Origin of the sequence: Pedobacter punctiformis (genome assembly GCF_027213715.1) — a bacterium.
Taxonomy (GTDB): Bacteria; Bacteroidota; Bacteroidia; order Sphingobacteriales; family Sphingobacteriaceae; genus Pedobacter; species Pedobacter punctiformis.
The window spans coordinates 288,297-306,947 of sequence record NZ_JAPWGM010000001.1; the positions used below are offsets into that span (position 1 = coordinate 288,297).

The 18,651-nt window shown below is 36.1% G+C and carries 15 protein-coding genes; 7 read left to right on the forward strand and 8 right to left on the reverse strand.

Going from position 1 to position 18,651, the window contains the following annotated elements; translation table 11 throughout:
• Positions 1-55: 55 nt before the first annotated feature.
• Positions 56-1,066 carry a DHH family phosphoesterase gene (locus O0955_RS01305; protein ID WP_269425722.1) on the reverse strand — a complete coding sequence of 337 codons (1,011 nt, stop codon included), beginning with the start codon at positions 1,064-1,066 and terminating at the stop codon, positions 56-58.
• A 174-nt stretch (positions 1,067-1,240) separates the two neighbouring features.
• Complete coding sequence (locus O0955_RS01310) at positions 1,241-3,712, reverse strand: TonB-dependent receptor (RefSeq protein WP_269425723.1); 2,472 nt, start codon at positions 3,710-3,712, stop codon at positions 1,241-1,243.
• 214 nt (positions 3,713-3,926) lie between these two features.
• On the opposite strand from O0955_RS01310, the gene O0955_RS01315 reads away from it, so the two are divergent.
• From O0955_RS01315 to O0955_RS01325, 3 genes are all read left to right on the forward strand, one after another.
• Positions 3,927-4,346 (forward strand): nucleoside-diphosphate kinase, encoded by a 420-nt coding sequence (locus O0955_RS01315; RefSeq protein WP_269425724.1) that lies wholly within the window; start codon positions 3,927-3,929, stop codon positions 4,344-4,346.
• A 121-nt stretch (positions 4,347-4,467) separates the two neighbouring features.
• Positions 4,468-5,205 carry a BamJ family beta-barrel-assembly machinery protein gene (bamJ, locus tag O0955_RS01320; protein ID WP_269425725.1) on the forward strand — a complete coding sequence of 246 codons (738 nt, stop codon included), beginning with the start codon at positions 4,468-4,470 and terminating at the stop codon, positions 5,203-5,205.
• 59 nt (positions 5,206-5,264) lie between these two features.
• A complete protein-coding gene (locus O0955_RS01325; protein ID WP_269425726.1) occupies positions 5,265-5,441 on the forward strand; it encodes a hypothetical protein in 177 nt (58 codons plus the stop codon).
• Between the two features lie 66 nt (positions 5,442-5,507).
• Here O0955_RS01325 and O0955_RS01330 read toward each other — a convergent pair whose 3' ends face one another.
• Entirely contained in the window at positions 5,508-5,798 is a 291-nt protein-coding gene (locus tag O0955_RS01330; RefSeq protein WP_131538605.1) for a DciA family protein, read from the reverse strand.
• Positions 5,791-6,894, reverse strand: a complete 1,104-nt coding sequence (recF, locus tag O0955_RS01335) for a DNA replication/repair protein RecF (protein ID WP_269425727.1) — start codon at positions 6,892-6,894, stop codon at positions 5,791-5,793. Before recF ends, O0955_RS01330 begins: the two co-directional genes overlap by 8 nt.
• Positions 6,895-7,012: 118 nt before the next feature.
• Between recF and O0955_RS01340 the strand changes: the two genes are divergently transcribed.
• Both O0955_RS01340 and O0955_RS01345 read left to right on the forward strand, forming a co-directional pair.
• Entirely contained in the window at positions 7,013-7,414 is a 402-nt protein-coding gene (locus tag O0955_RS01340; protein WP_269425728.1) for a hypothetical protein, read from the forward strand.
• Positions 7,415-7,634: 220 nt separating this feature from the next.
• Positions 7,635-8,300 (forward strand): tetratricopeptide repeat protein, encoded by a 666-nt coding sequence (locus O0955_RS01345; RefSeq protein ID WP_269425729.1) that lies wholly within the window; start codon positions 7,635-7,637, stop codon positions 8,298-8,300.
• A gap of 163 nt (positions 8,301-8,463) precedes the next feature.
• Here O0955_RS01345 and pth read toward each other — a convergent pair whose 3' ends face one another.
• The 3 genes from pth to O0955_RS01360 form a co-directional block, all read right to left on the reverse strand.
• Entirely contained in the window at positions 8,464-9,024 is a 561-nt protein-coding gene (gene pth, locus O0955_RS01350; RefSeq protein ID WP_269425730.1) for an aminoacyl-tRNA hydrolase, read from the reverse strand.
• Between the two features lie 131 nt (positions 9,025-9,155).
• Entirely contained in the window at positions 9,156-9,740 is a 585-nt protein-coding gene (locus O0955_RS01355) for a 50S ribosomal protein L25/general stress protein Ctc (protein ID WP_269425731.1), read from the reverse strand.
• A gap of 58 nt (positions 9,741-9,798) precedes the next feature.
• Positions 9,799-10,740: a ribose-phosphate pyrophosphokinase gene (locus O0955_RS01360; RefSeq protein ID WP_331283533.1), complete on the reverse strand. Its 942-nt coding sequence runs from the start codon at positions 10,738-10,740 to the stop codon at positions 9,799-9,801.
• Between the two features lie 370 nt (positions 10,741-11,110).
• Between O0955_RS01360 and O0955_RS01365 the strand changes: the two genes are divergently transcribed.
• Positions 11,111-14,137 carry a protein O-mannosyl-transferase family gene (locus O0955_RS01365; protein WP_269425732.1) on the forward strand — a complete coding sequence of 1,009 codons (3,027 nt, stop codon included), beginning with the start codon at positions 11,111-11,113 and terminating at the stop codon, positions 14,135-14,137.
• Between the two features lie 233 nt (positions 14,138-14,370).
• The gene (locus O0955_RS01370; protein WP_269425733.1) at positions 14,371-17,412 is read left to right on the forward strand and encodes a glycosyltransferase family 117 protein; all 3,042 of its coding nucleotides are present in this window, start codon (positions 14,371-14,373) and stop codon (positions 17,410-17,412) included.
• Positions 17,413-17,610: 198 nt separating this feature from the next.
• Here the strand turns inward: O0955_RS01370 and O0955_RS01375 are convergent, their stop codons facing one another.
• A complete protein-coding gene (locus O0955_RS01375) occupies positions 17,611-18,573 on the reverse strand; it encodes an acetyl-CoA carboxylase carboxyltransferase subunit alpha (protein WP_269425734.1) in 963 nt (320 codons plus the stop codon).
• Between the last annotated feature and the right edge of the window lie 78 nt (positions 18,574-18,651).

Genomic DNA, 18,651 nt, shown 5'->3' on the forward strand with positions numbered 1-18,651 from the left:
TTTAATTTAACTTTTAATGTTTTTTGGTTATTAATTTATTTTTTGTTTGAAATATTTACGCAATTAGCTGGCTTTTATATTCAACCAGTATAGATTTAAATTCATTAATTACTTCTCCTAAAGATTTTTCAGAAGCGCCTCCTGCTGCATTTCTGTGCCCGCCGCCATTAAAGTATTTCTTACAAATTTCATTTGCCGGGAAATCTCCTGTTGATCTTAAAGATAGTTTAACTTTATCAGTACGCTCAATAATTAATGCCGCCAAACGGATTCCGTTAATGGATAATGCATAATTTACAACGCCTTCAGTATCTCCTGTTGTGCTGTTGTATTTTGCCAGTTCTTCTTTAGTTACAGATATAATTGCGGTGTTGTATTCTCTCAACACTTCTAATTTATTGGATAAACAATAACCCAGAAAACGCAGTCTGTCCTCGCTTGCGTTATCGTAAACCAGTTGGTGTATTTTCCAGTGTTCGGCACCTAAATCAATCAGATTGGCGGCAATACGGTAAACATTAGAAGTAGCTAAAGGAAAACGGAACGAACCTGAATCGGTCATTATCCCGGTATAAAGACAGGTTGCAACATCTTTATTAATGCCTTTTTCATCTTCCAACTGATTAACAATAAAATCGTAAACCAGTTGTGCAGCGGCACAGGCATTTATATCCCAATGGCGGTAATCATCAAAATCTTCCGGTTCAAGATGGTGATCAATCATGATTTTTTTAGCGCCTGCGGCTCTAACCAACTCGCCTAATTCGTTGATACGACTTAAAGTGTTAAAATCTAAACAGAAAATTAAAGCTGCTCCGTCTACTAATTCGGCTGCCCTTTCCTGTTCTTCGGTATAAATAATAACGTCTCCGTTATTTGGCATCCAGTGCAAAAAATTAGGATAATCTGTAGGGGTAATTACTTTAACATGGTGCCCCTTTTGAATCAGATAGCCATATAAACCTAAAGATGAGCCCATCGCATCGCCATCAGGTTTATGATGTGTAGTAATCACAATTTTTTGTGGCGTAGCCAGTATTGATTTTAATTCGGGTAGTGTTAACATAATTTTTGCGTGGCAAAGCTAAGTAATTTTAACATTAATCGGATGATATTTAAAGCTTTCCTGTATAACGTAGTTTTGGCGCTAATCTGTTCAATTAAAATGAATCACAATTAAAAAAAAGCAGGTCATCCTATAATTAGAATGACCTGCTTTTAAATTTAGTTTTTTATTAGATTAAAACTTATAAGTTAATGTAGCCAGCACCTGACGGGGAGGAATAGGATTTACACTATAGTTTTCGTGAACGAAGTAGTTTAACTCATTGGTAATGTTAGACATTTTAGCCAATACAGATAACTTAGACCATGAATAACCTGCTGAAAAATCAAAAGTGGTAAATCCTTTCAAAGGAATTAACCGATTTACACCATTAGCTTCTTCAACTTTAGTCGGGTTCCATCCTCCATTACGGTCTCCTGTATAAAATGCAGATGCACCAAATTTTAAGCCTTTAAGTCCGCCATTTTGTAAAGTATAAAATAAGGTAGCGTTGGCTGTATTTTTAGTTGTGCCTACCAAACGAATGCCTGTTACTGCACCAGAGGTTTGACCTGTTTTTATGCCTTTATCATTAAAAAGATCTGTTATACCTAATGTTTCTGTATAGCGCATAAAGTTATAGCTATAACCTGCAATAAAGTTCAATCCTCTTACCAATGTGGCTGTTATATCTAACTCTACCCCGTCGCTTGATGTTTTTCCGGTAAATTCTTTAACATTTGTATCAGAATTGGTGCTTCCATCTGCTCTCAATAAAGCCATTTGAGCTATATTACTGTTATTGATTCTATATACAGTAACGTTCGCAGATAACTTACCATCAAAAAAATCGTTTTTAACCCCTGCTTCGTATTGATCTACAATAGAGGCTCCTAAAGCACTACCATAAATATCAACTCCTGAGTTAGAGATAAAATTATTAGCGTAACTTACGTAAAACGAAGTTGTTTTTAATGGTTGATAAATTAATCCAAATTTTGGAGAGTAAGCCTTATCTATCTTATCTGCAGTGGTACCTTTAGTATCAACTCCGTTTAATAAATTTGAAATATCTGTTGTTGGCGCTTTTTGGAAAGTCCATCTAATTCCAGCTAAAACTTTAAATTGGTTGGTAAGTTCAATTAAATCTTGCGCAAAACCGCCCATTCTGTAAACATTTGTGGTCGTTAATTGCGATACAGAAGTTGCGGGCATTATTCCTGATCCAAAATAAGTTTCGGGTTTAAATAAATTTACATCACCGTAGTTAAAGGCGGTTATTAAACTACCATTCGGATTTTTTCCATAATAAAACGTACTGCTTACCACATTTGATTGATCTGCATCAGCACCAACCAATAAGGTATGCTTTATATTCCAGGTTTTAAAAATACCATTTAAGTTAATCTGCTGATTATAAGTAAATTCGTTCGTTCTGCTTCGGGTTAAATTGCGTTGTGAAATTCCATCTGTATTTGCCTGAATACGTTCTGCACCAAAGTAATCTCTATTGTAAGATTGTAAGGATGCGATTACATTTAATTTCCAATCCTCATTAAAATTATGATTTAAATTTAGCTGGCCAGTTGCTGTATTTGTTTTATTATATGCCCAGGGTGCATTTACAAATTTTTCTCTACCGTAATCTACAATTTTGCTGCCTACAGATCCAACTCCGAAATCTGGCGTAAAATCACTTTTTAAGTAATCTGCCTGCACCAATAATTCTGTTTTTTTGCTTAATTTAAATAGCATAGATGGATTAACATAAATACGTTTAGAACTTACAAAATCCCTGAAGCTATTGGAATTTTCTGCTGTACCTATTATACGGAAAGCAGCTGTTTGGCTCATAGGTCCGTACCAGTCGAAACTTGGTTTATAATAATCATAGCTGCCGGCACGTAATGAAACCTCGCCACCATATTCAAATTTCGGTTTTTTGGTAACCATATTAACCACTGCACCGCCAGTAACACCACCGTACAATAATGCCGAACTGCCTTTTAAAACTTCTACCGATTCTAAAGTACTTGCTTCTGGAGAACCTCCAATAGTTGTTCTGACACCATTTTTAAAAATATTATTACTGCCCAGACTATATCCTCTGGAGTAAAAATTTTCGCCTACCGAACCTCTATTGGCTCCTAATGCAACACCATTAATGTTTTTCATTACATCACCCAAAGTATTCACTTGTTGATCTGCAATTACCTGACTTCCGATAATTTGTACTGACTGAGGTAAATCAATTGGTGCGATGGCTATCTTACCCAGGTTTACAGGTTTTTTATTTGGTGTTTTATAGCCATTAATGGCAACTTCATCTAATTGAGAGGCCGATTCGGCAACGGAAAAATCTGCATTTGCTGGCTTTCCCCCTGTGATGGAAACTTTTTTCTCCTGAATGGCTACACCAACAGCAGAAATTTTGATCACGTAATTACCATCGGCTAAATTTTTAAATGTATAGGTACCGTTTTCATCGGTTTCTACCGCTTTTCCTGTATTTTTTATACCTACACTGATATAAGGCGCTGGTTTTCCATCGCTTGTTCTTACTGTTCCGGAAATTATACCTGATTTAGTTTGCGCATTTGCATTGGCCGTAACCAATACGACGAAAAGGGCTAATAAACTTAAAAATGGAGTAAATATTTTCTTCATATCTTTATTTAGATTGATTTTAAATTGCGGCAAAGATAATAGAAGACTTTAAAAAACAACGATTTTATTTATAATTAATTTAAATAAGAATAACGATCGGATTATGAAGCTATAAGTCGCTGATTGATAAGATATATTTGAACTTATGTTTTAAGGAAAAATTTGTCTTTCGGTAATTAATTGTACTTTTGCAAAAAATTTGATATCAAACACAATGAGCACAAACAGAACATTTACCATGATTAAGCCTGATGCAGTAGCAAATGGCCATATTGGAGCAATTTTAAACGACATTACCAATGCAGGTTTCAAAATCATTGCATTAAAATATACCAAACTTACTGAAGAAACTGCCGGCCAGTTTTACGCAGTACACGCTGCACGTCCTTTTTACAAAGATTTAGTAAGCTTTATGTCTTCAGGACCTATCGTTGCCGCAATTTTAGAAAAAGACAACGCAATTGAAGATTTCAGAAAATTAATCGGTGCTACTAACCCTGCTGAAGCAGCTGAAGGTACTATCCGTCAGAAATATGCTAAATCTATTGATGCAAATGCAGTTCACGGTTCTGACTCTGATGAAAACGCAGAAATTGAAGGTAATTTCTTCTTCAAAGCTGACGAACGTTTCTAAATTTAGTTTAAAAACATTTTGCTTAAAACCCCGTATTCCGGGGTTTTATTGTTTTAAAAGAGTTTGTATCTTTCGCCCCAATTAAACGCCTGAGATTGCAGGTATACAGCAATATAAAAATATGAAAAAAGCTTTCTTAACTATATTAATTTCCGGTGCAGCAGTTGCATCTTTTGCACAAACAAAACAACCAGCGGGTAAAAAAACTGTTGTTAAAAAAACAGTTACCACAACTAAAACCACTACAGTAACGCCAATGAAATCTTCTTTGGATTCTGTAAGTTATGCTTTCGGTACCTCTATTGGTACAGGATTAAAAACGACAGGTTTAACAACTTTAAACTATGATGTATTGCTTAAAGGATTAAAAGATGCATTTACCGGTGGTAAAGTTTTATTAGATCAGCAACAAGCACAGCAAGCTATAAATGCAGCTTTAGCCAATGCCAACAAGGGTAAATTTGTGGGAAATATCACAGAGGGAAAAAATTTCCTGGAGCAAAATAAAAAACGTGCAGGTGTTCAAACAACCGCAAGTGGTTTACAATACGAAGTATTAACACAAGGTAACGGCATTAAACCTAAAGCAACAGATTCTGTTTTAGTGCATTATAAAGGAACCTTGTTAAGTGGAAAACAATTCGATAATTCTTATGACAGAGGCGAACCGATTACCTTTACTTTAAACCAGGTAATTAAAGGCTGGACCGAGGGTTTACAATTAATGTCTGCAGGTTCGAAATACAAATTATTTATTCCTTATAATCTGGCTTATGGCGAACATGGTTATGGCCAGGATATCCCACCGTACAGCACGTTAATTTTTGATGTTGAATTATTAAAAGTAAACGGCAAATAATATTTCCAAAAACTTTTCATATTAATGTTGTGTTAGCATAAATACAAAATTAATATGATATGAAAAGAGCATTTCCATTAGTACTTATTGCATTTTTATGCAGCACTTTAGGCAGTTGCCAACTGATAGAGGGAATATTTAAAGCGGGCGTTTGGTCAGGCGTTATTATAGTGGTGGTGGTACTGGCTTTAATAATCTGGATTTTGGCAAAAATATTTGGGGGTAGTAAAAGTTAAAGAACTTTCCTCCCAAAACATAAAGCGGTGTAAGGTTTTTAAATAAACCTTACACCCTAAAAAAATCTATAAAAAAACCATTTCGGTAATTACAATGCTGCCTGCATGATCATTCAGTTTCTGAATAATACCCTGCCGAACCATTAATAATTCATTTTTAATTACAGAAGATTCAATTCTGATAAAGAGTTTTTTATCGTGAATGTAAATTTGGGTGGTTCTGTTTGCAATGGCTGTACCCATAATTTCGGGCCAGATGGCCAAAATTGAAGTCTCATCAAATTTACGGCGTAAACGATACACATCAAGCATTTTGCCGATGGCATCTTTTAAGGTAACATCATTAGGTTTACGCATTTTTTATAATTCCATTTTCGACTTCAAACAAAGTTACATCAACTTCTATCTTTTTAAAAATTGATTTTACTCTTTCTATACCGGTATCTGTAATAAATATTTGTCCGAAATCATGGTGAGAAACCATTTGCATTAATTTCTGCACCCGGTTATCATCAAGTTTGTCAAAAATATCATCCAGCAAAAGCAAAGGCTTAAATCCTTTATTTTTAGCCAGATAAGCATACTGCGCTAATTTTAAAGCAATTAGAAAGGATTTTTGCTGTCCCTGAGATCCAAATTTCTTTAAAGGCATACCACTAATTACAAAAGCAAGTTCATCCTTATGAATTCCAGTGGTTGTACGCTCCAGTACCCGGTCTTTTTCAACTGATTTTTGCAGCAGTTGCTCAAAAGGGCTCTCGTTAAGTTGCGATTGATAATTAAGTTCTACGGTTTCTTTATTATCGGTAATGTAGGTATAATATTGATTAAACAGCGGAATAAAATCGTTCATAAATGCTTTACGCAAAACAAATATTTTATTTCCCGACCCCATCAGCTGTTCATCCAAAATTTCAAGTAATGCCGGATCATACCTTTTGGTTAAGGCAATTTGTTTGAGTAAGGCATTTCTATTTTGTAAAATACGATTGTAATTGATCAGCTGATCGAGGTAATGTGCATCTGTTTGCGAAATTACATTATCAATAAACCGCCTCCTTTCCTCACTCCCTTCCATAATCAGGTTTACATCATAAGGCGAAACCATCACCACGGGGAATAACCCTATATGATCAGCAAGTTTATCGTACTCCTTTTTATTTCGTTTAAACTGTTTTTTTTGATTGCGTTTTACACCACAGCTAATTTTTTCATTCTTTTCATTGCGGTCAAAATCGCCCTGAATCATAAAAAAATCCTCCTCAGTCTTTATCTGTTGCCCGTCAATCGGATTGAAATAGCTTTTACAAAGACACAAATAATGGATTGCATCAAGCATATTGGTTTTACCCGAGCCATTATTCCCTGTAAAAACGTTTACAGTTTCCGAAAAATGGAGATCTGCATCCGTATAGTTTTTGAAATTAAGAAGCGTAATATTTTTTAACCACATAAATATTCCGCAATTTACCGTTTTTTAGCCTCTAAATAATCAGACTAAGGTTAAATACTTAAAATAAGCTTGCAGGAGCAAAGAAAAATTGTAGTTTTATATCAAGATTTATAAATAGATGGTTGCTCAAAAATTACTGGAAGGAAATGTTTTATGGTCTTATGATCATGAATTGGACGTTAAAACCAGCTGGTTTAAAAAAATTGCCGGACTCTTCTCCTTTTTACCTCCGCTACATCACCACGAGGGTGATATTTTATTAACTGATCATAGCCTTTCCATTACCGGAGATGAAGATTTGATTCTACCTTTACGCGATATAGAAGAAGTTTTTATTGGATTTGATGAATTATTTCCAGCCTCTTCTGTTAAAAACTTTGGTGTATTCTGGCAACCCATCAGACTTAAAGCTTCGCCAGGCATGGCCGATGAATTAACCATTTATATGGTTATTAATTACAACGGTTTATTTACCGCCAATAAAGATTGGTTCAATACCTTAATCAGACTACTGCGTTAAAGATTTTACAATTCCGGTTTTTAAATTTACGATTGGCCATTATCAAGGGAATTAGCCTTGTACAAGAAATTAGCAGGCAATAATTCTGCTTTTTTAAAATATCCGAAACTTTTCGAACTTATTTTACGGATATCAGTGATTTTTAATTAAATACTTCAAAATAAAGGTTGATACTTTGACTGAAAAATGTATTTTTGCAATCTCAATTTTTTAAACAAACATGTCTACAACAGATAATCAGACAACTCAACCTATTAGAAAAGGTTCTTTTTTACAGGAAAACAATAAAAGCTTACTATTTATAGCAGGAGCTGTAGTTTTATTAATCGGTGTTTATTTTTGGTATCAAAATGTATACTTAAAAAACCGTGCTGAAGAAGCTGCAAGCAAAATGTTTAGAGCAGAACAGTATGTAGGTGTTGATTCTTTATCTGCCAAAGCTTTAAAAGGCGAAGGTGGTTATCCGGGATTAGAAAAAATTGCTGAAGAGTATGACAATACTAAATCGGCTAACCTTGCTAACTTATATTTAGGTGGTATTTACTTACGTAAAGGCGAATATAAACAAGCTATAGAATCTTTAAGCAAATATAGTGCTACTGGTAGTCCGGTTGCTGATCCATTAGCTTTAGGTTTATTAGGTGATGCTTACAGTGAGTTGAAAGACTACAAACAAGCGGTTACTTATTATAAAAAAGCTGCAGATAAAGCCAGTAAATTTACTTCTCCAATGTTTTTAAAGAAACTGGGTTTAGTTAACGAAAACTTAAAAGATTTTAAAGGTGCAGTTGATGCTTACACTAAAATCAAAACACAATATCCTGAAAGCCAGGAAGCGCAATTAGTTAATGCTTACATTGCAAGAGCACAACAACAAGTTAAATAAACATTAACTAATTTATAGAGAAAAGATCATCGGAAGATGGTCTTTTTTTGTTTAGGCAATTTTTTAAATCTTACGTAATTCTGTCATGCTGAGGTACGAAGCATCTGCAACAATAAAACAGATGCTTCGTACCTCAGCATGACAATAAAAGAATCCATATTATTTACTTGTTAAAAGCGGTCATGGTTTGAGCCGGCCCGATGGTTACATAACTTTTAATCAGGTCTACACTTTTATCAATCAGTGCCGGAAGCTCCAGTTGTTCATTTTTATCAAACAAACCCAATACAAAATCCACCTGACGGCCTTTAGGATAGTCGCTGCCAATACCAAAACGTAAGCGGGCATAGTTTTGCCCACCACACACCTCTTCAATGCTTTTAAGCCCATTATGCCCTGCACTGCTACCTTGCAGCTTCAAACGAAGTTTACCCAATGGCAAAGCCAGGTCATCAACCACAACCAATACATTTTCAGGCGCAATTTTCAATTCTTTCATCCAATAGTTAACGGCTTTACCACTCAAATTCATAAAAGTGGTTGGCTTTATCACATGCAGTTTTCTACCTTTAAAACTTACTTCAGCGTAGTAAGCCAACCGGATATTCTCAAAACTACCATCCAAATTTTTAACCAGTTCATCGGCAATATCAAAACCAATATTATGTCTGGTATGTGCGTAATCAGGTCCGATATTCCCTAAGCCAACTATAAGATATTTCATGCTGCAAATGTAAAAGCTTAAAACTTAAAGACCAAAAGCTAATTGAAAAAGCAATTGGGCTATTATTCAACAAAAAAGCGATAAAGAATTGCTTCTTTACCGCTTTTAATTTCAAATTAGTGAAATACTAATTATTTTTTACCTTTTGCAGCTTCAGTTTCTGCTTGTTTCAATGCTCTAGACATTGCAACAGATACGATTGTATCTTCAGGAGTGTTAGTAATTACGTATTTAGTACCTTTAAGGTCACGAACACGGAATAAACTACCTACTTCTAATTTTTCTAAACTTACTTCAACGTTTTGTGGCATGTCAGCTGGTAAAGCTTTAACACGTAGCTTACGTAATTTCTGGATTAATTTACCACCCATTTTAACACCTGGAGAAGTTCCTGTTAATTTTACAGGGATTTCCATTACGATTTCTTTGTCATCAAATAACTGAAGAAAATCGATGTGCATTAATACGTCTGTTAATGGGTGAAACTGAGTATCTTTAACGATAGCTTTAGTTTTAACACCATTTACATTAACCTCTACGAAGTTTACATCCGGGGTATAAATAACGTCTCTTAAATCTGCGATAACAACAGCTAAGTGTTGTTGCTCTTTTCCACCATACAATACCGCCGGAACTTTACCTTCGTAACGAAGTTCCTTGGCATCGCGTTTCCCTACGTTCTCTCTTGGAGAACCGCTAATTGCGATTGTTTTCATTTTTATATTTATTTATTATTATTTAACTGGCTAACTGTTTACACAATTAACCATTTATTTACACTTTAAAAAGATCACTGATTGATCCATGCTCATTTACATTGGCAATTGCTCTTGCAAATAAACTTGCTGTACTCAGCACTTTTATTTTCGGACTTTCCATTTTCAATGGAATGGTATCCGTTACAATTAATTCTGTCAAAACAGAATTTTCTACCGTTTCTATCGCTTTGCCTGATAAAACAGCATGTGTACAAACTGCTCTTACACTTGCAGCTCCATTTTCCATAATCAAAGCCGCAGCTTTTGATAAGGTTCCGGCAGTATCGCAAATATCGTCAATTAACACTACATCCTGTCCGGTTACATCACCAATAATCGACATTGATTCGATTTCGTTGGCACGTTTACGGCGTTTATCGCAAATAATAACTTCAGCATTAAAAAACTTAGCAAAGGTACGGGCCCTGTATGAACCACCCATATCAGGCGATGCAATTGTTAAGTTTGGCAAATTTAAGCTTTTGATATAAGGCACAAAAATAACCGATCCATCTAAGTGATCTACCGGAATATCAAAGAAACCCTGTATCTGCGCAGCATGCAAATCCATTGTCATAATGCGGTGTATACCAGCACTCTTTAATAAATTTGCAACCAATTTAGCACCTATCGCTACACGCGGTTTATCTTTTCTATCCTGACGGGCTAAACCATAATAAGGAACTACTGCTGTAATATAATGTGCTGAAGCTCTTTTAGCAGCATCAACCATTAAAAGCAATTCCATTAAATTATCGCTTGGCTGATAAGTCGACTGGATTAAAAAAACATCGCAGCCGCGTATCGATTCATCAAAAGAAGGTTGAAACTCCCCATCACTGAACTTGTGAATGGTTACATCACCCAGCGGCCTGCCATAACTCTCGGCAATTTTAAGTGATAATCCTCTTGAACCTGTTCCGGAAAATAGCTTTACCGGGTTAAACTGCAATGGCATGATCCGTGTGTAGTTTACGGTTTAAAAAAAATCGGATCATGTATTTTAAACTACACGATCCGATGTTAAATTGTTGTCCGACCTGGATTCGAACCAAGACAAACGGTACCAAAAACCGTTGTACTACCCTTATACTATCGGACAATCTCTTTATCGAGGATACTTCCCCGATTGGGAATGCAAATGTAGGAAGCTTATTTTAATTATGCAAGAGCGATTTTAAAATATTTTTAATTTCTTTCCTGCCGTTTCCTGTTGCGTTGCAAAGATAAAAAAATCATCATAAACCATGCAACATTTTATTTTTTTATACGACTTTTTAAGGCAGAGAACCATAAATCATTTAATATCAATAACTAAACTTTAACGGATGAACTACTCAAAAATTAACACCATTACGGGCTGGCTCTGCTTTTTAATTGCGGCGTTGACTTACATCTTAACTTTAGACCAATCGGTAAGCTTTTGGGACTGCGGAGAATTTATTGCTACAGCTTTTAGAATGGAGGTTGTTCACCAACCAGGTGCACCATTGGTTTCCATGATTCAACGTTTATTTTCTACTTTGGCCATGGGCGATACCACAAAAGTAGCCTACTTTATGAACATTGCTTCGGCGCTGGCCAGTGCGGCAACCATCTTGTTTCTATTCTGGTCTATCACAGCGCTGGCAAAGAAAACCGTTATTAAAGAGCATGAAGAAATAACCACATCTAAAACCATTAGTATTATTGGCGCAGGTTTAGTTGGTGCATTGGCTTATGCATTTTCGGATAGTTTCTGGTTTTCGGCTGTTGAGGCAGAAGTTTATGCCATGTCTTCTCTTTGTACAGCAATTGTAGTTTGGGGCATTTTAAAATGGGAATCACAGGCAAATGAAAAAGGATCTGACCGCTGGTTGCTTTTTGTAGCGTATATGATTGGCCTTTCCATAGGTGTACATTTACTTAACCTCCTTACCATTCCGGCTGTAATTTTTGTTTACTACTTCAAAAAAACACCTGCCCCAAATTGGAAAGGTGTTTTAAAGATATTTTTCATTTCTATACTCGCCCTGGCTTTTGTACAATTCGGAATTATCCAGTACATGGTTTCTTTTGCAGCGGGCTTTGACCTGTTTTTTGTAAATACACTGGGACTTGGTTTTGGCAGCGGAATTTTATTTTTTGCTTTATTGCTTATTGGCGGTTTGGTTTATGGAATACGATATTCTATTTTAAAGAATAAACGGGTTTTAAACCTGATGTTATTATTTACTGTATTATTAATTTTTGGATACAGCTCTTTCGCAGCCCTCATCATCCGGGCGCATGGAAAACCTAATTTAAACAATACTGATCCTGAAAATGCCTTTTCATTTTTGAGTTATGTTAACCGTGCCCAATATGGCGACAGGCCTTTACTTTATGGAGAAAATTACAACTCGGATAAAATAGATCTCAAAGAAACCGGAAAACTATATAGAAAAGGAGATAAAAAATATGAATCTGCCGGAACCAAATCTGATTATGTTTTTGATCAGAAAACGTTGCTTCCACGAATGTATAGTGACAAACCGGAGCACATTAATTTTTATAAAAGCTGGATGGGTTTTGATGACACCCATAAACCAGGTGTGATAGACAATATAAAATACATGTCTTCTTTCCAGGTTGGCCAAATGTACATGCGTTATTTTATGTGGAATTTTGTTGGCAGACAAGATAATCAGGATGGGCAGCACGGCGGAAATGGTGGTGCATGGTTAAGTGGAATAAAACCAATAGATGCAATCCGTTTGGGCGATCAGCAAAACCTCCCTCCTTCCATTGTAGATAATAAGGCTTACAACCGGTTTTTCTTTCTTCCTTTAATCATTGGTTTGATCGGTGCCATCTGGCATTTTAAACGAAACCAAAAAGATGCCGGCATTATTGGTTTACTGTTTGTATTTACAGGTGTAGCCATTGTAATTTATTTAAATTCGGTACCGGTTGAGCCCCGCGAACGGGATTACGCCTATGTGGGTTCGTTTTATGCTTTTGCCATTTGGATTGGGCTGGGTGTATTGGGACTTAAAGACTGGGTTTTCAAAAAATTTACACCAGCCAAAGCCGGGATTTTTGCTTCAGTTGTGGCATTGCTTGCGGCACCTATCATTATGGCAAGCCAGGGCTGGGATGACCACGACCGTTCTGATAGTCATTTGGCGAGAGATATTTCCATTAATTATTTAAAATCATGCGCACCCAATGCCATTCTTTTCACTTATGGTGATAATGATACCTTCCCAGTTTGGTATGCACAGGAGGTAGAAAAAGTTCGTCCCGATGTACGGATTGTAAACCTGAGCTTATTTACAGCCGACTGGTATATCGATGGAATGAAAAGGAAGCAAAACGAATCTGCACCTTTACCAATTTCCATGAAACCCGAACAGTATGTTTCCGGCACCCGGGATGTAATGTATTATCAGGACTATAAAATTGCCCAGCACATAGAGCTTAAGGAAATAATGGGGGTACTTTTATCTGATAACGACGAAGATAAAGTAACCTTAAGAGATGGCTCTAAAAGCAATGTTTTACCAACCAAAAATCTTAAAATTACCGTTAATGCAAAAGATGTTTTAGATACAGGCACCGTTCCGCTCGAAGAGGCTGGAAAAATAGCGGATAAAATGGAGTGGACTTATAATTCTGATTACCTGACTAAAGGTACTTTAGCGCTTTTTGATATTCTGGCGCACAACGATTGGAAAAGACCGATTTACTTTACCAATGCCATGCCGGATGAGCAATACGTTGGTTTAAAGAAATACCTGTATTCTGAAGGGTTAAATTTAAGATTACTGCCTTTAAAACCTGATACAAGTGAAGACCGGATTTACGATCAGGTGAATGTTAAACCGATGTACAACAATGTAATGAATGTTTACCAATGGGGAAATATTAAAAATGCCAACCATTTAGACAGGCAATCTGCTGATGATGTGAATATGTTTTCGAACATTTTTAACAGTTTATTAAACGGACTGATTACAGATGGTAAAATTGAAGAGAGTAAAAAGGTAATCGATCGTTATTATGCAGTTATTCCTTCTAAGTTTCACAGTATGCTTCAGGTACAGGGCACTTTTTACTTTACAGAAAACCTGTACAGACTAAATGAGGTACAGCGGGCTAATGCGATGATTAATAAAACTGCCGATTTTGTAGATAAGGAATTAGGGCACCTTGCCGATGTTTCTGTTAGTAAAAATCAACTGGATTCAGAACGGAAAGTTCAATTTTACATGGCTTATCTTGGCCAGATGGTTAAATTAACAGATACCTTTAAACAACAGGAACTCAGTCAGAAATTAGAAAAACAATATACAGCACTGCTCTCCCGCTTCTCGCCCTTTATAGGCGGATAAAATTAAATAACAGCATGAAACCCATAAGAAAGTTAAAAAGCTTCTTATGGGTTTTGTTATTAAAGTCCTTATGTAATTTAAGTAAACCAGCGTAATATCCTGTCTGTTTATCCTTCACGACGTTAAAAATTGTTAAAACAATCAAAGAATTTACTGATTTTATCGACTTTAATAGTTAATTTCGGCAGCATTTTTATGCCACAATAAATTTTAATTATCATTATCAAAAACCAATGAATTATTCAAAAGTTAATAATATAGTAGGCTGGATCTGCTTTTTAATTGCGACAATAACTTATGTTTTAACCTTAGAGCCGTCTGCCAGTTTCTGGGATTGCGGTGAGTTTATCGCATCAGCATTTAAAATGCAGGTTGTTCACCAACCGGGTGCTCCATTATTTTTAATGATCCAGCGATTCTTCTCTATTTTTGCTTTTGGCGATACAACCAAAATAGCTTACTGGATGAACATTGGTTCTGCCGTTTCCAGTGGTGCAACCATTTTGTTTTTATTCTGGACCATTACGGCGCTCGCTAAAAAAACCTTAATTAAAGCTGGCGATGAACTTACCACAAGTAAACTAATCAGCATTATGGGTGCAGGTGCAGTTGGTGCATTGGCTTATACTTTTTCAGATAGTTTTTGGTTCTCTGCTGTAGAATCTGAGGTTTATGCTCAATCATCTTTATTTACAGCCATCGTGTTCTGGGGCATCTTAAAATGGGAGGCACATGCTGATGAACCTAAAGGCGATCGCTGGTTATTATTTATTGCATACGTGATGGGCTTATCCATCGGCGTTCACTTATTAAACTTATTAACCATACCCGCTATGGCATTTGTTTATTATTTCAAAAGAACGGATAAAGCAACTACTTCAGGCATTTTTAAAACCCTTTTTGTTGGTATCCTTATACTGGCCGTTGTTCAATATGGCATTATCCAGTATTTAGTTTCATTTGGTGCCTATTTCGATCTTTTCTTTGTTAATACTTTAGGTTTAGGTTTTGGCACTGGTGTATTATTTTTTGCCGTTGTATTAATCGGTTTATTTGTTTGGGGCATTCGTTATTCTATTGCACACCAAAAGAAATTATTAAACCTGGGTTTAATCTCTACTGTTTTAATCATTTTCGGTTATGCTTCATTCGCCATGATTGTAATCAGGGCAAAAGCAGAACCAAACTTAAATAACAGTGCACCAAAAGATGCTTTTTCTTTCTTAAGCTATTTAAACCGGGAGCAATATGGCGACAGGCCATTGGGTTACGGACCAAACTATAATTCGGAAAGAACAGGTGTAACCGATGGCAAAACCATCTGGAGAAAAGGGGATAAAAAATACGAGGTTGCAGGAAAGAAAAGTGAATACGAATACAGCAACAACAGTTTATTGCCGCGTATGTACAGCGATGATCCAAGACATGCTGCTTTTTATAAAGAATGGATGCACCTTGATGACAGCAAAAAACCTAATGTAATTGATAATATTGGCTTTTTAACCAGCTATCAAATCGGCTATATGTACATGCGTTACTTTATGTGGAATTTTGCTGGCCGTCAGAACGACGAACAAGGACAAGGCAGCGGATTTGAAGGCGAGTGGTTAAGTGGTGTAAAAGCGATTGATGGCATACGTTTAGGCGATCAAAGTCATTTGCCACCATCAACTGTAGATAACAAGGCTTATAACCGCTTTTTCTTCCTGCCGTTAATTTTAGGTTTATTGGGTGCAATATGGCACTTTAAACGCAATCAAAAAGATGCAGGCGTTATTGCCTTATTATTCTTTTTCACCGGTATTGCAATTGTTTTATACCTGAATCAGAAACCGATGGAACCCCGTGAAAGGGATTATGCTTATGTAGGCTCATTTTATGCTTTTGCCATTTGGATTGGACTCGGCGTACTGGCGATAAAAGAATGGCTATTTAAAAAATTAACACCAACTAACGGAGCAATTGGCGCTACCGTAATTGGTTTACTGGCTGCACCAACTATTATGGCAGAGCAAGGCTGGGATGATCACGATCGCTCAACCAAATTGGTTGCCCATGATATCGCTTTGGATTACCTGCAATCTTGTGCCCCTAATGCCATTTTATTTACCTACGGTGATAACGATACTTACCCGCTTTGGTACATTCAGGAGGTTGAAAATGTTCGTCCTGATATTAGGATTGTTAACCTGAGTTTATTTGATACCGATTGGTACATCAATGGATTAAGACAAAAACAAAATGAATCGGCTCCACTGCCACTTACCATGAAGCCTGCACAGTATGTACAAGGCGAAAGGGATGTTATGCCGTTTGATGATTACAAAATTGCCGGCAGCGTTGAACTAAAGAATGTTGTTGATTTATTGTTATCTGATAATGCAGATGATAAGGTAGCCATGCAGGATGGTACAAAATCAAATTTCCTACCGACAAAAAATCTTAAAATCACGATAGATCCGCAGCAAATCATCAGCACCGGTACAGTTCCTGCAGCTGACGCCGGAAAAATTACACCGGAAATGAGCTGGACCTTTAATAAAGGTTATGTAACAAAAGGTACATTGGCCATGTTTGATATCCTGGCACATAACAACTGGAAAAGACCAATTTATTTTGCATCTACCGTACCATCAGAACAATATAATGGTTTAGATAAATATTTATACAGTGAAGGTTTAGCCTTGCGTTTATTGCCTTTAAAAGCAGATACAACTTCAAAAGAAGAAAGAGTAGAGTTATTAAATACCCCTGTTCTGTATAATAATGTGATGAATAAATTTAAATGGGGCAATATTAAAACGGCTTCTTATTTAGATCCTCAATCTTCTGACGATACTTTCATCTTCACCAATCTTTTTACCAGTTTAAGTAGTAGTCTGATTAAAGAAGGAAAAACTGCTGAAGCTAAAAAAGTGCTTGATAAATATTACGAAGTAATGCCTGAACGCTTTTTTGGAATCCGTACGGTAGTTGTTAAGTTCTACCTGGCTGAAAATCTTTATAAGCTTGGAGAAGTTGCAAAAGCCAATGATATTATGACAAAATCTGGCGAATACATCAATAAGGAATTGACCTATCTGGCCGATATTTCTCAATCAAAAGGGTCGCTTACGGGTGCTCAAAATGTACAAACAGGATTATATTACCTGGACAGAATGGTAAAAACAAGTAAAGCCGCCGGACAAATTAAAGTAACTGCGCAGCTGGAGAAAATATTTGCTGGTTTAGAAAGCCGGTTGTCGGTTTACTACCCGCAACAACCACAGGAATAAATTTATTTAAAATGAATTGAAAAAGCTTTGCATTAATTTGCAAAGCTTTTTTTATGGGTAATTTATTGATTGATATCCTTCGCATTTCAGGATAAAAAATATTAAAACAAAGAGCCTTACAAACAAAAAATCCTCCGGGTTTTAACCTGGAGGACTTAATATTTAAAGATTCTTTAGCTCAGAATCACAAATTTATATTTATTCGTTTACAACACCCATTGCACAAAACTTATCAATTCTTTGCTCAATTAGTTTATCTGTTTTTATTTTACCTAACGATTTCAAATCATTAATGATTTGTTCTTTTAAAATTTGGCCCATTAATTCAGGGTCCTGATGTGCCCCACCAAGTGGTTCTCTGATAATCCCATCAATTAACTTATTTCCAAACATATCTTCCGAAGTTAACTTTAAACACTCAGCAGCTTTCTCTTTAAAATCCCAGCTTCTCCATAAAATAGAAGAACAAGATTCAGGAGAAATTACCGAATACCAGGTATGCTCCAGCATGTATACTTTATCGCCGATACCAATACCCAAAGCACCACCAGAAGCACCTTCGCCAATAATAACACAGATAATTGGAACTTTTAACACAGACATTTCCAATAAATTTCTGGCGATTGCTTCTCCCTGTCCACGTTCTTCAGCTTCCAAGCCCGGATAAGCCCCCATTGTATCAATAAGAGATATCACTGGTTTATTAAATTTCTCTGCCAAACGCATTAAACGCAAAGCTTTACGGTAACCCTCGGGATTGGCCATACCGAAATTACGGTATTGACGCTCTTTGGTATTTTTACCTTTTTGGTGGCCAATAATCATAACCGTTTGGCCATTAATTGTAGCAAAACCACCTATAATTGCTTTATCATCATTAACGGTTCTGTCGCCGTGTAATTCGATAAAATCATCACAAATCATGTTGATGTAATCAAGGGTTTGTGGTCTGTCCGGGTGGCGGCTCATTTGAACCTTATTCCAACCCGTTAGGTTATGATATAGATTTTTAGTGGTTTCATCTAATTTACCATCAAGTTCCTCTAAAGTGGCAGACATATCTACCTTAGTTTTTTCGGCAACTTGCTTAACCTTTTCTATCTGCTGAACTAAATCGGCAATAGGTTTTTCAAAATCGAATGACGTTTTTATTTGCTGCATAATTGGGTTACAAAAATAAGTAATTATTTTTAGTTTGAGCCTACAGTTTTTTATTCAAATTTTTAGAAGTAGATAATG

Excerpts from the sequence above, each read along its gene's own strand:
- O0955_RS01305 (WP_269425722.1), bottom strand. The coding sequence starts at position 1,066 with ATGTTAACACTACCCGAATTAAAATCAATACTGGCTACGCCACAAAAA.
- O0955_RS01310 (WP_269425723.1), bottom strand. The coding sequence starts at position 3,712 with ATGAAGAAAATATTTACTCCATTTTTAAGTTTATTAGCCCTTTTCGTC.
- O0955_RS01315 (WP_269425724.1), top strand. The coding sequence starts at position 3,927 with ATGAGCACAAACAGAACATTTACCATGATTAAGCCTGATGCAGTAGCA.
- bamJ (WP_269425725.1), top strand. The coding sequence starts at position 4,468 with ATGAAAAAAGCTTTCTTAACTATATTAATTTCCGGTGCAGCAGTTGCA.
- O0955_RS01325 (WP_269425726.1), top strand. The coding sequence starts at position 5,265 with ATGAAAAGAGCATTTCCATTAGTACTTATTGCATTTTTATGCAGCACT.
- O0955_RS01330 (WP_131538605.1), bottom strand. The coding sequence starts at position 5,798 with ATGCGTAAACCTAATGATGTTACCTTAAAAGATGCCATCGGCAAAATG.
- recF (WP_269425727.1), bottom strand. The coding sequence starts at position 6,894 with ATGTGGTTAAAAAATATTACGCTTCTTAATTTCAAAAACTATACGGAT.
- O0955_RS01340 (WP_269425728.1), top strand. The coding sequence starts at position 7,013 with ATGGTTGCTCAAAAATTACTGGAAGGAAATGTTTTATGGTCTTATGAT.
- O0955_RS01345 (WP_269425729.1), top strand. The coding sequence starts at position 7,635 with ATGTCTACAACAGATAATCAGACAACTCAACCTATTAGAAAAGGTTCT.
- pth (WP_269425730.1), bottom strand. The coding sequence starts at position 9,024 with ATGAAATATCTTATAGTTGGCTTAGGGAATATCGGACCTGATTACGCA.
- O0955_RS01355 (WP_269425731.1), bottom strand. The coding sequence starts at position 9,740 with ATGAAAACAATCGCAATTAGCGGTTCTCCAAGAGAGAACGTAGGGAAA.
- O0955_RS01360 (WP_331283533.1), bottom strand. The coding sequence starts at position 10,740 with ATGCCATTGCAGTTTAACCCGGTAAAGCTATTTTCCGGAACAGGTTCA.
- O0955_RS01365 (WP_269425732.1), top strand. The coding sequence starts at position 11,111 with ATGAACTACTCAAAAATTAACACCATTACGGGCTGGCTCTGCTTTTTA.
- O0955_RS01370 (WP_269425733.1), top strand. The coding sequence starts at position 14,371 with ATGAATTATTCAAAAGTTAATAATATAGTAGGCTGGATCTGCTTTTTA.
- O0955_RS01375 (WP_269425734.1), bottom strand. The coding sequence starts at position 18,573 with ATGCAGCAAATAAAAACGTCATTCGATTTTGAAAAACCTATTGCCGAT.